Origin of the sequence: Bifidobacterium olomucense (assembly GCF_012932375.1) — a bacterium.
GTDB classification, from domain to species: domain Bacteria; phylum Actinomycetota; class Actinomycetes; order Actinomycetales; family Bifidobacteriaceae; genus Bifidobacterium; species Bifidobacterium olomucense.
Window position 1 is genome coordinate 163,851 of sequence record NZ_JAAIIG010000001.1, and the last position, 16,119, is coordinate 179,969.

At 60.9% G+C, this 16,119-nt stretch carries 13 protein-coding genes; 10 read left to right on the forward strand and 3 right to left on the reverse strand.

The features are described from left to right. Window positions 1–83: 83 nt before the first annotated feature. Both G1C97_RS00780 and G1C97_RS00785 read right to left on the reverse strand, forming a co-directional pair. The gene (locus tag G1C97_RS00780; protein WP_169240084.1) at window positions 84–1,643 is read right to left on the reverse strand and encodes a ParB/RepB/Spo0J family partition protein; all 1,560 of its coding nucleotides are present in this window, start codon (window positions 1,641–1,643) and stop codon (window positions 84–86) included. 88 nt (window positions 1,644–1,731) lie between these two features. Continuing rightward, window positions 1,732–2,349, reverse strand: a complete 618-nt coding sequence (locus G1C97_RS00785) for a DUF4192 family protein (protein WP_169240085.1) — start codon at window positions 2,347–2,349, stop codon at window positions 1,732–1,734. Window positions 2,350–2,817: 468 nt separating this feature from the next. Between G1C97_RS00785 and G1C97_RS00790 the strand changes: the two genes are divergently transcribed. Both G1C97_RS00790 and G1C97_RS00795 read left to right on the forward strand, forming a co-directional pair. Next, a complete protein-coding gene (locus G1C97_RS00790) occupies window positions 2,818–3,531 on the forward strand; it encodes a YqcI/YcgG family protein (protein ID WP_169240086.1) in 714 nt (237 codons plus the stop codon). After that, window positions 3,528–4,379 (forward strand): EamA family transporter, encoded by an 852-nt coding sequence (locus tag G1C97_RS00795; RefSeq protein WP_169240087.1) that lies wholly within the window; start codon window positions 3,528–3,530, stop codon window positions 4,377–4,379. Before G1C97_RS00790 ends, G1C97_RS00795 begins: the two co-directional genes overlap by 4 nt. A 55-nt stretch (window positions 4,380–4,434) precedes the next feature. Here the strand turns inward: G1C97_RS00795 and G1C97_RS00800 are convergent, their stop codons facing one another. Further along, complete coding sequence (locus tag G1C97_RS00800) at window positions 4,435–5,760, reverse strand: ABC transporter substrate-binding protein (protein ID WP_169240088.1); 1,326 nt, start codon at window positions 5,758–5,760, stop codon at window positions 4,435–4,437. A 233-nt stretch (window positions 5,761–5,993) separates the two neighbouring features. Here G1C97_RS00800 and G1C97_RS00805 point away from each other — a divergent pair, with 233 nt between their 5' ends. The 8 genes from G1C97_RS00805 (at window position 5,994) to G1C97_RS00840 (ending at window position 15,885) form a co-directional block, all read left to right on the forward strand. Continuing rightward, entirely contained in the window at window positions 5,994–7,109 is a 1,116-nt protein-coding gene (locus G1C97_RS00805; protein WP_169240089.1) for an ROK family protein, read from the forward strand. Between the two features lie 283 nt (window positions 7,110–7,392). Beyond that, on the forward strand, window positions 7,393–8,169 hold the full coding sequence (locus G1C97_RS00810; protein ID WP_335341314.1) for an ROK family protein: 777 nt from the start codon (window positions 7,393–7,395) through the stop codon (window positions 8,167–8,169). Between the two features lie 396 nt (window positions 8,170–8,565). Beyond that, window positions 8,566–9,876: a sugar ABC transporter substrate-binding protein gene (locus G1C97_RS00815; RefSeq protein WP_205832454.1), complete on the forward strand. Its 1,311-nt coding sequence runs from the start codon at window positions 8,566–8,568 to the stop codon at window positions 9,874–9,876. A 10-nt stretch (window positions 9,877–9,886) separates the two neighbouring features. Next, complete coding sequence (locus tag G1C97_RS00820) at window positions 9,887–10,822, forward strand: carbohydrate ABC transporter permease (protein ID WP_169240090.1); 936 nt, start codon at window positions 9,887–9,889, stop codon at window positions 10,820–10,822. 2 nt (window positions 10,823–10,824) lie between these two features. Continuing rightward, on the forward strand, window positions 10,825–11,697 hold the full coding sequence (locus G1C97_RS00825; protein ID WP_169240091.1) for a carbohydrate ABC transporter permease: 873 nt from the start codon (window positions 10,825–10,827) through the stop codon (window positions 11,695–11,697). 132 nt (window positions 11,698–11,829) lie between these two features. Further along, a complete protein-coding gene (locus G1C97_RS00830) occupies window positions 11,830–13,866 on the forward strand; it encodes a beta-N-acetylhexosaminidase (protein ID WP_169240092.1) in 2,037 nt (678 codons plus the stop codon). A 178-nt stretch (window positions 13,867–14,044) separates the two neighbouring features. Then, complete coding sequence (locus G1C97_RS00835; RefSeq protein WP_169240093.1) at window positions 14,045–14,710, forward strand: response regulator transcription factor; 666 nt, start codon at window positions 14,045–14,047, stop codon at window positions 14,708–14,710. Beyond that, window positions 14,707–15,885, forward strand: coding sequence for a sensor histidine kinase (locus tag G1C97_RS00840; protein ID WP_240950933.1), 1,179 nt, complete (start codon window positions 14,707–14,709; stop codon window positions 15,883–15,885). Before G1C97_RS00835 ends, G1C97_RS00840 begins: the two co-directional genes overlap by 4 nt. The last annotated feature ends 234 nt before the right edge of the window (window positions 15,886–16,119 follow it).

The following is a 16,119-nucleotide window of genomic DNA, read 5'->3' on the forward strand; positions in this document are numbered from 1 at the left end:
CGGGCGCGCATGCGCCGTCACGTTTCGCCATTCGCGCCCGGAATGGGGCGGAACCCGTATTCCGTTTCCGCCCCGTCCGTCGCTTATTCGGCGTCGTCCGGCTCGCCGGATGCGTCGTCGACTTGCGACGTCCCATCGTCGTCCGGTTCGCTGTCCTGCCCTATGCCGGTATCCTCGCCATTACCGTCGTCATCGATTGGTACGAGGGAGCCGTTGAGGGCTTCGGCTTCCGTGTCCGAGGTGCGGTAGCCGAGTGTTTCCAACGCCTCGTACAACGGTGCGGCGTGTTCCGCGATGGTCGCCGCGTCACGCCACGTTTCCCAACTGACGCGCTCTTCGGCCAAGGCGTAGAGCAGTCCGAACGCGGCCCGTTGCGGGTCGCCGGCAATCATCGCGGTGACGGACTCGCGTAACGGGTCTTCGGCCTCGTCCTCCGGCTTTGCATCATCGGCGTCGTCGCCCGCCGTGCCGATGCCGGTGATTTGCTCCCAGACGTCCTTGGCATGACTGTTCCATTGGTCGAATCCCTCGGTGAGCGTATCGAGCGCGAATCTCGCGGACAGCAGGGCGACGGCCTTGCCGATGCCCTTCGGCTGGGATTTCAGTTCCATGAGATGCGCCACGAACGCGATGCGCAAATCACGGCTTGCCCGCGCGAACTCTTTGGCCGGTGCCGTCTCGCGTTCCTCGCGTTCCCGTTCCTCTCGCCAACGCGCCTCCCGCGCCTCGCGGGCCGCGGTCTCGGCCTCCTCGTCCACGGTTTCGTACAGGGCGATGCCGCGCGCCCATGACGCGCCTTCGGCCCGTACTCCCACGACGGGCGTGGCTCCGTCATGGGAGTCGCGCCATGCGTCGATGGCCTTGGCGATGTCGCCCGTGGTCAGCATCGTGGTGCGACGCAATCCCTTTGGCGAGTCATACCAGTTGTCCGTGTTCGGCTGTTCGTCGGCCGCGTCGATGCCCATGCGTTTCAGCTCGGCTCGCGCCGTGTCGAGCCATTCGCGCCATGTTCGCTCCTGCCGGGCGTGCTTGACGGCCATGTTCCAGTTCTTGCCGCCCGCCGCCTCGGCGAGCCGTTCCTGAAGGTCTGGATGCCGGTCGAAGTCGGCGATGGTCTCCCAGTCGTCGATGCTCAGCTGGGCTGTTCCGGCCTTGCTTCGCGCGCTCTCGCCGATGGCGGCTATCTTCAGGCGTCGGCGCACCAATGACGTGGAACGGCCGGTGCGTTGCGCCGCCTCGTCCACGCCCACGCCCAAATCGAGAAGCCCCTGATAGCCGTCGGCCTCCTCGATGACGGTCAGGTCGGCGCGCTGGCTGTTCTCCACGAGCATGAGTTCGCGCTGCTCCCGTTCCGACAAATCGGCCACCACGGCGGGCACCCGGCTCAATCCGGCGAGTTTGGCGGCGGCGAGGCGGCGATGCCCGATGACGAGCAGGTAGCGTCCCTGCGGCGTGGGAGTGACGAGCAGGTTTTGCCGGATGCCCTGCGCGCGTATCGAATCCGCGAGTTCCGACACATCGCCCACGTCGCGGCGCGGGTTCGCGGGGTTCGGATCGATAAGTTCCATGTCCAGCATGACGATGTTCGATTCCTCCATGCCTTCGTCGGCCGCTATGGGACGTTCGATGATTGCGGTTTCCATGATTGTCTCCTTGAAAAAACAGATGATTGGGGATTGGCTGGGGCTTCCGGAATCGGAAGCCCCAGCCAGATGAATTCACGGCCGACGCTCAGTGGCGGCGGCGTTCCGTCCACGCGGGGCGGATGCCGTGTTCGCTGGCCGCGAGCACGAGGGATGCCAGCGAGCAGTCGTCGTCCAAGGCCAAGGCCTTGAGCGCGCGCACCGCGGCGGCGGTCGAACGGTCGGCCATCCACAACAGGTACGCGCACGACGCCATCGGCTGTGCCTTGTATCCGTCCGGGGCGTCGGCCGTCACCGATTCCAGCAACGCCGTCGCGCGTTCCCCGCGTCGCGTGTCCGGCTGGTAGGCGGCGTCCTTGAACGCCCGTGACAGTTCGCGCATGACCACGGCCGCCGACTCCATCGAATGCGGCTTGGCGTACAGCATGTGCAGTTCGCCGCCGTCCATCTCGCGCAACGCGGCGAGTATCAGCGCGTCCCGCATGCTCAGGCACTCGGTCATCAGCACCGCCAGCGTGGCGCGCTCCTCATGGGAGAAGCCTCCCTCGTCGCGCGACAGCAGGCCGTTCCACCTGTCCATCAGGGGCGCGAACCACTTGTCGGCCGCTTCCGCCGGCCCAAGTTCACGCCGGTCCTGAAGGAACCCGTCGCGTACGCGCTTCGCCAGTCCGGTTCCCGCCGTGCGGGTGTCCACCATGTCGTTCATGTCCATCGGTCCTTTCCGTGTGGTTTCCATTGCGGACACCACCCGCCTGCCATGCGCGCAGGCGGAGAGACCGGAGGCGTGGACCGCGACGATCCGGGCCGTAGCGAAGACGGCATGCTGGTTCGCCGTCGCAGCGCAGGCACGGGAGCGGCGCGGGACACGGCGCAGGGAACGCAGACGGAGCGCATGGCATGCTGGTGGTGGCCGCAAACCCTTCGTCAGATTCCGCGCGGCCCACCGCCGCGAGCATGCGAGCGGCCAGACAGCACGGTCATGCGCGCAGCGCATGGCCCGGGGCCGCGTTCCCGCGCCGATTGCGGAGAGTATGTCGAACAGCCCCGCCTGGAGCATTCTCTCCACAAGCGGCGCGGATGTCATCTATAGATGACATAGCATCCCAAAACGAACTATCAAGAAGACACACCTGGCATCATTTGACGTAAATCAGTTTCATTTACAGGAGGGGATATGACTACTGATTCTTCCGACAAAAGTGCGCTTTTTGATATCCACACAGCACCAGCAAAAGCGATGAAATATCTACGGGAATTTGACGAAGCTGTTCAAAGCAAGGGATTTCCGTGTATTTTTGCACCATTGGCGTTCCGACACAATGATTTATTGTTTGGTCTTGCTGATATTTCAGCAGGATATCAGCAAATAGTACTGTTGTTCAATGCGGCAGTTCAATCAATCATGAAAAATTCGAATCAGACAATTGTTCTTTGGATTGAAGGAGCGGGTACCAATAATCTTGAAGAAGATAAGAATTTAGCTTCCGCTATTCTCAAGGAACTACTAACAGCGGATCAGACACCTTGGCCTGCTTCCGCACCTACCAATCCAAACGATCCCAATTGGGATTTTTGGTATGGAGGTGTTGATTTCTTTATCAATTTCAGTACCCCACATCACGTTAAACGCCGTAGTCGCAATCTAGGAAGTGCTTTCACGCTGGTAATTCAATCGCGATCTACTTTTGACCATATTGGTAAGAACCCGATGCAGATACGTCATCGTATTCGTGAACGTATTGCACAATATGACGCAATTTCAATTTCCCCGGCTTTAGGAGAACACGGTAACGCTCCGGAATTGCCTCAGTTCTTCCTAGGCGACGATAATATCGAGGCATCCATGCTGCTGACCGAACAGGATATTCTCAGCCGAATCAAGCGATGAAATCTATAAATACCCGAGACAAAATACTGCTCGCAACAGGCATGGTGACAGTCGGCTCGTTGGGCATCCAGACCTCTTCGTCCCTGTCGGCGTCGTTGTTCGATGCGTTGGGGCCGATTCCGGTCAGTTCGATGCGTATGCTTGTCGCCGCGGTCGTCATGCTCGTGCTCATCCGTCCGAAACTCGCGGGCCGGTCGAAAGGCGAATGGTTGGGCATCGTGGTCTACGGGCTGGCGATGGCGGCGATGAACATCTGCCTGTATTCGGCCATCGACCGCATCCCGATGGGTGTGGCCGTCACCTTGGAGTTCCTCGGCCCGTGCGTGGTCGCTCTGGCTGGTTCGCATCACTGGCGCGAGGGATTGTGCGCGGTGGTCGCGCTGGTAGGTGTCGGGCTGATCTCGTTCACGCCGGGAGGCTACTTCAACCCGGCGGGTTACCTGTTCGCGTTGGGGTCGGCCTGCTGTTTCGGCCTGTACACGCTGTTTGCGGACAAGGTCGGCAAGGCGGGCACGGGACTGGACGGGCTTGCCCTGTCGGTCACGGTGGCCGCTCTCGCCACGCTGCCGGTATCGGTCAGCCGTGCCATGCATGCGACGCCCGCCCAATGGGGTGTCATCGCCGCGTCGGCAGTGCTGGGAGTGGCGATTCCCTACACGATGGACACGCTGTCCGGGCGCATCACGTCGGCGCGCGTGGTCGGCACGCTGTTCTCCATCGACCCTGCCATGAGCGTGGTCGTTGCCGCGCTGATCCTGCGTCAGACCATCACCCTGACGGCCGTATTCGGCGTCATCGTCGTCTCCCTCGCCGGCGCCTTGCTCGTATGGACAGCCGATAAAGCGTAAAACAAGCACAAGTGGCTGGCAAGAACAAACGCCTCCTGTCAGCCACTCTATTCCATCATTGAACGCTAAATCCTTGATCTGCGGCATAGTTCTTTAAAGCCTTTTGCCACTTGTCGGTGGCAGCCTTGAAAGTCTCCTTGCCGGAGAAGAATAATCCCATATTGTCGTTGTAGATGGAGCGGGCGTAGGGCTCGAAGGGCAGGAACTCCCATTTGCCGGTGACGTCCTTGGCGGCCCGGGAGAAGACCTCGTTGTATTTCTGCCCTCCGAAGAACTCGTTGTCGCTGCCGTCAGCGTTTCTGAGCGTGGTCTTGGCGAGGAAGTCCTTCTGGTTGAGGGTCTTGGTGGTGGCGGGGAAGCTGCCGTTGGATACGCGGGCGTCGATGCCCTCGTCGTTGGTGGTGACGTATTCAACGAACTTCTTGGCGGCGTCGAGCTTACTGTCGGGAATCTTCTTGGTGATGGCCAGTCCGCTGCCACCGTATTCGCCGTTGATAGGCGTACCGTCGATGGTGGGCAGGAGGGCTACGCGGAATTTGCCGGTGGCTTGGGGCACGCCCTGCAGGAGGTTGTTGGCCATCCATGCGCCGCTGATGAGGCTGGCGATGGAGCCGTCGCCCAGTGACTTCATCCAGTCGTCGGTCCAGGTCTTCGTGTGGACGTCGATGAGGTCTTCGTCACGCAGCTTCTGCCAAAGGTTCATGAACCGCTGGGCACCCTTGTCCTTGGTGATATTGATGGTCAGTTTTTCGTCGTTGAGTTTGTAGGCGTGACCGCCCATGGCCCACATCATCGCGTTGAACAGGCCGGCGTCGCCGGAGTCGGAGATGATGTAGGAGCCGGTGGCGCGGATCTTCTTCGCGTCCTCGTAGAACTCGTCCCAGGTGGTCGGCGGTTCGTCGATGCCGGCCTGGTCGAACACGTCCTTGTCGTAGAAGTAGGCCATGGGGCCCGAGTCGGCAGGCATCGCGTACACGCCGCCGTTGATGTTCACGGAGCTCCATGTGCCGGGGGTGAACGTGTCCTTGAGCTTAGTGGCATCGTAGACCTTGCTCAGGTCCATGAGCGTGTCCGAGTGCACGAACTGCGGGATGGCGAGGTATTCGATCAGGGTGACGTCGGGCAGGCCGTTGCCGGCCTGGGCCGCGTTGTTGAGCGCTGTGTAGGTCTCTTCGGTGCTGCCGACGTTGCTTACCTTCACCGTGATGTCGGGATTGGCCTTCATGAAGATTTTGGCGGCGCGATCGATGCTGGCGTCCCACGACCATACCGTCAGTTCGGTCTTGCCTGATCTTGCGGTTGTGTTACCGCATCCCGCGAGAGGGATGAGCAGGGCTCCGATGACGGCCGTGGCTATGGCTGCGCGTGTGGTGTTATTCATGTTGGTCTTCTTTCCGTGCTCGACCGTCTTTGGCCGTATGTCGCAACTATTTTGTTTGGATGTCGAACATGATTATGTACAGAGATGGGAAACTTGTCAAAACACCGGGGTTTTCATATTGTCAGTCCCCTGATGGGTGTTATTCTGAAAGCCGTTCGAGGATGACGCCGGGATGTCCGTCCCGATAATGTGATTCCGCATTTCCGCAATCGTCTCACCCGAGGAGGGCTCCCATGTACGCTAAATCCAATCCCAGCGACGCAAGGGCCAACAACCGTAGACTGTTGTTCCGGCTGCTGTTCCCCGACCGGCAACTGTCGCGCGCCGATCTATGCAAGGAGACGGGGCTCTCGCGCGCCACCGCCACGGATGTGACCGGCGAGATGATCGACGACGGCCTGCTACGTGAACTGGGGTCGGGGAAACGGGATGGCCGCGGCAAGCCGGGCACCTTGCTGGCCATCGACACGGACATGCTTCGTCTGGTGTGCATCGATCTGTCGCGCCCGTATGTGATGACCGGCGCCGTGATGGATCTGCGGGCCAGAATCGTGGAGCGTCGCGAACGTGTGCTTGATGATGGCGATCGGGTCGATCTCGACGACGTGCTTTCGCTCGTCGGTCAGATGATCCGGCTTGCCGGTTCGGGGTTTGTCGGCATCGGCGTCGCAGTCCCCGGCGTGGTCTCCGGTGCGGGGAGGGTGATCTCCAGTTCCAATCTCGGCTGGGACGACGTGGAGCTTCGCGACATGCTCGAAGGCGAGTTCTCGTTGCCGGTCCGAGTGGACAACGACGCGAACGCCGCACTGCTCGCCGACCGCTTCCTCGGGCACGGCAATCCCAACTGCCTGCTCGTGCAGATCACCCGGGGCATCGGTGCGTCGGTGCTGCTGAACGACGAGTTCGTGGATGGCGACGACCATGCGGCCGGTGAGATCGGCCATGTTGTGATCGACCCGAATGGTCCGGCATGCACCTGCGGCAAGCGCGGCTGCCTGGAGACCTACGTCTCCGCCATCGCGTTGCGCGACCACATCCGCAGGGATCCGAATCGGCGCGCGGACATCCTGGCCGAGGCTGGTGCGAGGCTCGGCGGAGCTCTGGCCATGCCGGCGAGCCTGCTGAATCTTCATGACATCGCCGTCTACGGACCTCCCGACATCGTCGGCGAGACGCTGCTCAATGCATGCGACGAGACCGTCAACTCCTTGTCGCGGAACGACTACCAGAGCGGTATGCGGGTGCGTCGGTGCGAGCTCGGCGACGACGCCACTCTGCGGGGGCAGGCGGTCTCCGTGCTGCGCGAGATCGTGGGCAGGCGCGGGCTGTCCGCGGCGGCCTCGTCCTGACGCCACGTGCGTCCCGCCGCCAGGTGCGCGTGGCGTGGTGTATCATCGCTTCCCGAATCCAATATGTAAGGATTCCGAACATAATGGTGGGCGGACGAAACAGGAGTCCGCCCTCGGGAACGGAGATCGTCATGACGATGAATGCCAGTGGTACGCCGGAAACAGAGAACCTGCGCGTCGGCGTGGATGTCGGCGGAACGAAGATCGAGGCGGTGCTGACCGTGCGGCCGGCACGGTTCTCGCATCCGCGCGCAAGGCAGCCCGGAAAGGCGGTGACGAGGTCGTGGAGGATGCGGTCGCCATCGTGCGGCAGGTGGCCGGAATGCGGTTCGATGAGGTGAGATCGGTGGGCATCGGCATCCCCGGGCTGGTGCACCGCGACACCGGGCGCGTGGAGAACGTGGTCAATCTCGGAATCGAGAACCTGGAGCTGGGAGGTCGCGCATCCGGCATGCTCGGCCTTCCCGTGTGGGTGGACAACGATGTGAACGCCGCGGCGCTGGGAGCCTATGGAACACTACCCGACCGACTCAGGCACGGCAGGATGGCGTTCGTCAACCTAGGGACGGGGCTGGCGGCCGGCTTCGTCCGCGCCGGTCTCGTCGAACGCGGCGACACCGGCGCCCTCGGGGAGATCGGCCACCTGCCGGTGGACCCCAACCGCATGGCGTGCAAATGCGGTCAGCGCGGATGCCTGGAGACCGCATGCTCGGGAGGGGGCCTGCGGCGCATGTGGCCCGTCGCGGATCCTCCGCTGCCCGACAATCTCGCGAGGGCCGACGGCGGCGATGGCGAAGCGGAACGGGTTCTCGGCATCGCGCTGCATGCCCTCGCCGACGTCGTGCAGATCGTCGCCCAGGCCGCGGATCCTTCGGTCATCGTCATCGGAGGCGGTGTTTCCCGCGCCGGGTCCCCGTTGCTTGATGCGCTGCGCGGGGAACTGCGCAACAGGGAGGCCTCCAGCGGATTCATCGCGGGTCTGCGGCTGACGGAACGCCTGCGGCTCGCCGATGCGTCGATTCCGATCGGCGCGCTCGGAGCGTCCCTCATCGCCTGCTGACCAGACCCCGGTGCCGACGGACCATCGGCGCGCCGAAACCAGATTCACCAATCTCCAACAGACGGGGTGCACCACATCCATTATTTTGTTCGACTGACTTGCAAAAAAGGTTAAGGCGTCATATCCTTGGCTCTCAAGGAGGTTGAAACCAACTACAGGAATTACGCAAGGCTTGCTAACAAAATATCCGGTCTTGCTGCGGCGCGATGCCCAGAAGTGGTGTGGCGTCATGTTCCTCGGTATCGCTACGGACGTCGGCGACGGCGTCCGTAGCGGCATCGCCCGTGCATGGCAGCGCGGGCGGATACGGACCCGGGGCCGTCGTGCGCAGCGGCACGTCGCGCCATTCCTCCGAACGACGGCGTCGGGCAGGCATTCCAGGAAAAGGAAACCATCATGAGAACGAAGAGGATTTCAGCGGCCATCGCCTTGGCGGCCGCGTCGGCGCTCACCCTGTCGGGATGCTCGATGGGAGCCCCGTCCGGCGGCTCGCAGCAGGATGCGTCCGCAGGCGGCAAGCTGACGGTGTGGATCATGCAGGGCGACCAGAGCGAGGACACCATCAAGGCGATCAACGAGCGGTTCACCAAGGAGACGGGCGTCAAGGTCGATGTGCAGACCCAGGTGTGGGCCGACATCAATACGAAGGTGACGACCGCGCTGTCCACGGACACGCCGCCGGACGTGATCGATCTGGGCAACACGCAGGTCGCAGGGTTCGCCGTGAGCGGCGGTCTGCTGGATCTGACGGACAAGGCCGACGACATGAGGCAGGGGCACACCTGGCTGTCCGGCCTTGAGGAGCCCGCCACCATCGACGGCAGACTGTACGGCATCCCCGCGCTGGGAGCCGCCGGCGCCGTGATCTACAACAAGAAGATGTGGTCCGCGGCCGGAATCGACAATCCTCCGAGCACGTACGAGGAGCTTGAGACCGATCTCCAGAAGCTCCGGGACGCGAACACCGACAAGGACTTCTCCCCGTTCTATATGCCGGGGCGTGACTGGAAGTCGGCGGCACGGTGGATCTGGGATGCCGGCGGCGACTTCGCCGAACAGCAGTCGGACGGAACCTGGAAGAGCACCCTGTCGAGCGACAAGTCACTCAAGGGCATCGACCAATGGCTGGAATTCCAGCACAAGTGGTCCTCCGAGGCATCCCGCTCGCTGGACACCGGCAACCCCGACTTCAGCCAGCTGCTGGCCGAAGGCAAGACCAGTGCGATCCTGAACAACAGCGCCGGCATCCGCACCATCCAGCAGTACAACCCCGACCTCACGACCGACGATCTGGGATCGTTCCCCATGCCCGGCGCCAGCGGCAAGCTCCAGCCGGCGATGATGGCCGGATCGGTGTGGGGCGTCGCGCAAAAGAGCAAGCGCCAGGAGCTGGCGCTCAAGTGGATCAAGATCGCCGCAAGCCCCGAGATCCAGAAGGACTACGTGTTCGCCAAGGACGGATGGATGCCCAACTACGTCGAAGGCCTCGACGAGGTCATGAAGTCCGCGGACTTCCCGTCCTACCTGACCGGCTTCTTCGAATCGGCGAAGGACACCAAGGCCACACCGGCGTCCCCGCAATGGCTGACCATCGAGAACGACAGCTCCCTGAACTGCTTCGGAGACATCGCCACCAGCGCGACCACGGCCAAGGCCGCGGCCAAGTCGTTCGACGAGCATGCGGACTCCCTGTACGCGAAGAAGTAGGGGAAGCGTGATGAGCAATGCGCAATCGACGGCTGCCGCCGTCCCCGTGGTGAAGCGGCGTCGCAATCTGACGCCCCTGTGGCTGCTGACGCCCGCCGGCGTGATCATCGTCGCGCTGGTCGTGGTGCCGTTGATCTTCCTGGTCTTCACGTCGTTCACGGACTTCAACCAGAAGACCCTGTTCACGGGCTCGTTCAACATCGTCGGGTTCGACCAGTACGAGAACGTGCTGACCGACCCGGAGTTCTACAAGTCGCTGGCCCGCACGTTCGGGTTCGCGGCCGCCCTCGTGGCCGGCAGCGTGCTGATCGGCATGGGCGTGGCCCAGCTGATGACCAAATTGGGGCCGGTGATGCGCTGGCTGGTCACGTTCGTGCTGATCTTCGCGTGGGCCATGCCGAACGTCGCCTCGTCGGTGGTGTGGAAGTGGCTGTTCCAGCCGGGGTACGGCGTGGTCAACTGGCTGCTGACCCAGACCCGGCTGTTCGGCGACGTGACGAACCTGTCGTGGACCGACAACACGTGGCTCGCGTTTCTGGAGATCTGGCTGCTGGTCGTCTGGCAGGCCGTCCCGTACATCGCGATCAACCTGTACGCGGCGACCACGCAGGTGGACAAGTCCTGCCTTGAGGCGGCCCAATTGGACGGCTGCTCGAAGCTGCGCTGCTACTGGCAGATCACCGTGCCGCTGATCAAGCCGAGCCTGATGGTCATCACGATGCTGTCGGTGATCTGGGACTTCAACGTGTTCAACCAGATCTGGCTCGTCTCCCAGGGAGGCCCCCGCGAGACGACCGCGACGATCGGCATCTTCACCTACAAGAAGGCGTTCGTGTCGTTCGACATCGGCACCGGCGCCGCCGCGAGCGTGCTGGTCACGCTCATCCTGCTCGCCCTGACGAGCGTGTACATCCGCTACCTGCTCAAATCCGGGGAGGACCTGTGACCATGAATAGGGCAACCGCAAACCACGGCATCGCGCCGCGCGCCAAGCGCAGCGCATCGGCCGAGCTGCGCCGCGTCGGCACGATCGTATTGGCCGTCGCGTTCTGCATCGTGTGGATCTTCCCGGTCTACTGGATGTTCGTCACGTCGATCAAGCCGCGCAACCAGATCATGACCGCCACGCCCGTGTTCTGGCCCGCGAAGCTGTCGATCGACAACTTCATGGTGGCCGTCACCCAGACGTCGTTCCTGACGAACCTGAAGAACAGCGTGATCGTGACCGCCGTGTCGATCATCCTGTCGATCATCCTCGCGTTCTTCGCGTGCGCGGCCCTGACCCTCTACCGGTTCCGCGGCCGCAAAGCGATCATGGTGTTCGTGCTGGCCATCCAGATGACCTCAGGCGGCATCATCCCACAGTTCATCATCTTCAACCAGTTCGGCCTGCTCAACAAGTACAGCGGCCTGATCCTCGCGTACATCGCCATGGTCCTGCCGTTCGCGATCTGGAACATGCGCGGCTTCTTCCTGAACATCCCGAAGGACATCTTCGAGTCCGCGGCCGTCGAGGGGGCCAACGACTGGCAGATCCTGTGGAAGATCACCTTCCCCCTGGCCGCGCCCGGCATCGTGTCCACGTCCGTGTTCGCGTTCATCAACGCCTGGAACGACTACATGACCGCCTACACGTTCATGAAGGACCAGTCCAAGTACACGCTGCCCGTGTGGCTCTCCTCGTTCTCCACGCCCACCATGGGCACCGACTTCGGCGGGCAGATGGCCGCATCCGTCATCTTCTCCCTGCCCGTCGTGATCTTCTTCATGATCATTCAAAGGAACATCATGAAGGGCGTCACCACCGGAGCCGTCAAATAACCCAAACGGAGCGATAAACAATGCGTGCGGCGCCGGGACCATTTCCGCGAGTGGTTCCGGCGCCGCGCGTCATCTCGGAACCCAAAACGCAATATAGCGCAATCAAAGGTGAACCACTGAGAAAGGACTTCCATGAGCGATCAAGCAACCCTGAAGGGATGGACCATCATTCCCAAGCCGCAGACCGTACAACACAAGGCGGGCGTCTCACTGCTGCCGATGTGCGGCCGAGTCAACGAGCCACGTGCGTTCGGAGACGAACGGCAGGTACTCGCAACACAACTTGCCGACGACATCCGTGCGGTTACGGGATTGGAATGGGACATCGCCACGGGTGACCGTTGGCCTGGATTCATCACATTGACGACACTGGACGATCTCCATGCGCGTCCGTCCGGCGCGTACACGCTCGACGTCACCAAGGACGGCGTGACCGTCAGGGGTGCGGACTTCGAGGGCGTGCGCAACGGCGTGCAGACCCTGCGCCAGCTCATCCGCCAATGCGGCGCCGCCCTGCCCTGCCTGCACATCGAGGACGAGCCCGCCTTCGAAACGCGTGGCTACTACCTCGACGTCACCCGCGGCCGCGTCCCCACCCTCGACTGGCTCAAACACTGGGCCGACAAACTCTGCCTCTACAAGTACAACCAGCTCCAGCTCTACGTCGAACACACCTTCCGCTTCGACGGGATGAGCGAGACCTGGCGCGGCTCCAGCCCGCTCGCCCCGCGCGACATCCTCGAATTCGACGACTACTGCGCCGAACGCGGGCTAGAGCTCGTGCCGTCCGTCTCCACGTTCGGCCACCTCTACATGGCCCTGCGCACCCAATCCCTGCGCGACCTCGGCGAATTCCCGGAGAACGCCGACGAGCCGTTCGGGTTCATCGACCGCATGCGCCACCACACGTTGAACATCAGCGACGACCGCGCCTTCGACCTGTCGTGCCGGCTCATCGACGACTACCTGCAGCTGTTCCGCTCGGACAAGTTCAACATCTGCGCCGACGAGACCTTCGACCTCGGCAAGGGCCGCTCCAAGCCCCTCGCCGAGAGGATCGGCGTCGCCGCCATGTACGCCGACTACGTCACCCGCCTGTGCCGCCACCTCGAAACCCAGGGCAAGAAGCCGATGATGTGGGGCGACATCGCCCTCGAACACCCCGAGATCCTGGGACGGCTCCCCGAAACCGTCACCCTGCTCAACTGGCAGTACGACCCGCGGGTCACCGACGAGAAGATCCGCACCGTCGCCCGATCCGGCGCCCGGCAGATTGTCTGCCCGGCCGTATGGTGCTGGAACGCGCTCCTGCCGCGCATCGACGACGCCTGGAACAACATCACCCGCATGGCCCGCTACGGCACGCAATACGGCGCCCAAGGCATGCTCGTCACCGACTGGGGCGACCTCGGCCACGTCAACGACCCGCGCATGGCCATCCCCGGCATGATCATCGGCGCACAGGAATCATGGAACCCCGGACGCACCCCGGACGAAACCGACATGCTCCGCCGTGTCTCCCGACTCGAATACCGCGACGCCAGCGGCGAACTGCTTGATATCCTCACCCATGCCAGTCATGCGGTCAGCTTTGAATGGAACCATCTGATCACATGGCTGGAACTTGATGACGGACGGGGCGGCGTCAACACCGGGGTTCTGCAAACCATCCCAGGACTGCTGCCGGAAGACGAACGACCGGACGACGTGGTCCGCGCCCTTCAGGACGGAAGCCGGGCACCGTCACTTGCGGAATCCCGACGGATGCTGCTCCGCTATCTGAAACATCACGTCACGCTCGGCGAAACCGCAGATCACCTTCTACAGACCAGTGCCCGTCGAATCTCCGCAATCGCCGCGACCTCAGGACCTTGGACCAACGGGGATGCCGCTGCATTTCGCGTAGCCATCGAGGGGCAGCGACTTCTGAACCGAGTTGGTCTCCGACTCGCGTCCGAGACCGGGGTCATTGGCACTGTGCAATCGGGTGAGGCGATTCAGCATGACGACGCGGCGAACCTTGCCGAAGCATTGGAGATCTGGATGGAGGCGTATGCGGCGCAATGGGGTATGACCAGCCGCGACTCCGAACTGCACAGACTGCAGGAAGTCGTTTTCCGGGTTGCTGAGCACCTGCGCTCAGCGAACGGAGCACGAAGCGTACTATGAGCAGCAGCGTTTCGTGAGAGGAGTCTTCATGCTACACCCAACCGATTCCTGAGCAACTAGTACCAGTACGCATTGGTGGTCTTGTCCGGCACGAAAGACCAAGGCCACCGATGTCGCCGACTTGAAACCAAACGCTTACGACGCCACCACACTTGGCCGTATCACGGATGATTGAGCAATGTATCTAGGGAAACGAATCAGAATCGCCATTGTCGATAACGACAAACTCACGCTTGGCATGATGAAACTTATGGTTAAGCAGCTGCTGCCATTCGCCGAAATATATTGGACGGCGGCGAAAGGCAAAACGGCCATAGACAAATGCCTAGATAAGAAAACGCAGCCTGACGTTCTGCTGGTGGACATGTCCCTGGAAGACATGACCGGTTATGAGGTATGTCGGGCCATCCGTTCCAAAACACCGCAGATTGTGCTAATCGGCATAACCGCTTTCTCCTTGGAACGATATTATGTTCAGGCCTTGGAAAACGGGGCCGCGTGCTTGATGGATAAGGCGCAGGTGCGTGACGTCTGCCAAGCCCCGTGCCTGTTGGCTAACGGACAATCACCTCATGTGAAATACGAGTCATCGGAAACCGCACAGGAAGCCTATGCAAGACTGTCCAGAGAGGACAATCCGGAGCATCGATACAAAAACCTCACCAGAAGAGAGGAAGAGGTCATGAATCTGTGCGCGCTAGGATATACATCAAAGGAAATAGGAGCAAAGCTCAGTATAGGAGAACCGACCGTAAAGACATACATCAAACGGGTAGTCGAGAAAATAGGTGCCAAGAACCGAACGCAAGCAGTAATCCGTTGGCTTGAAATGAAGGAAGAATGAAAGACAGGCGCGGAGCATTCATCGCTTATATAAGTCGAAATTCCACATACATCCGCTATCTTCTTCCTGCAATCAGCATCATCCTTACGCTGGCAGAAACCTGGTCATATCCTCCGGACAGTGCGATCACCGGGCTGCTGGTAATTGTCCATATAGCCGCACTTGCGCTAATGGTTTTTCGTCCGATGTTGGGCGCCAATATAGTCGTGGCTTCCTTTCTTATATGCTGCCTTATACCGGATGACAGTGGGCCGAGTTTCCTGTGGGGAATCTGGCTGGCATTGGCCTATGCTGGGCTATATGTCCAACCTCCATACGGGGCGATTTACCCGCTGGCGGTATCCGCAGTGCGCATGTGGAGATTCGACGAGACAGGCACCCCGGTCAGTGAATACGTCATGCTGCTGTTCATCATGTTTTTGGTTTTCTTCGCTGGGCGAGCCGTTTCATGGAGTAATCTGGCGAATCAGGCCGAACAGGATAAACTGAGGGTCGAGAAAATGCAGCAGCATCTTGCAATGATCCGAAAGGAGAACATCGCCGCCAGCCAGATTCATGATTCCGTTACCGGAAACCTTACCTATATGGCAATATTGCTGGACAGGAAATCTCTGAATCACGAAAACGTCTTCACCGAAACGGAAGTCACGGAACTTCGCACAATGCTCGTCAAGACATTGGGAGAAGTTCGAAGCGCTATCAACTTAATGAATGGCGATGATGCAGAACACATGAACGACATGAATGCATCTTGTGCAAGTCAGATTCAAACCATTGCGGAACAGGGAGACAGAACCTTGGCGAAGCTTGGTTTTTCAGGAAAGACACGTTTATCTTCGAACCTTCCGGAAAGCATCAATGATGATTGCTCACGCGAAATAGTGTCGTTGCTGCAGGAGCTATATACGAATACCGCCGCCCACGCAAAGCCGAACGGGGAATACTACATCTCCGTCAACTTCCACGATTCATCCATCCATATCGATCAGGTCAACGATGTGTCGGACGATAACCTGTTTCCCGATAAACCGGCATCACGCAATGGTTTGAAGCTGCATATCGAGCGTATACGGTCTTTGGGCGGCGATTCGAGAATTTCCACTGAAGACGGGACCTGGCAGCTCCACGTCAGAATTCCCCTCGAATCAGCTTCCGATATGGCAGATCCAGTATAGTGGCGGCGGGCAACCCGGATAGATACGGGTGCTTGCCGTGGAGACGGATTCCCATTGGCTTGTGGAACCAGCTCCTGCAGGAGGAGCGCCCGACGTCACCAATGATACAAGAATCAACACAGAGGCAATTACTTTCATGACTGTCCTTTCCGTGATGTGCAGTATCGCATAATCACGAGGTTCGTTACTCCACCATCAATGTTTTGTCATCTATCGCATGACATTCCCTGGAGC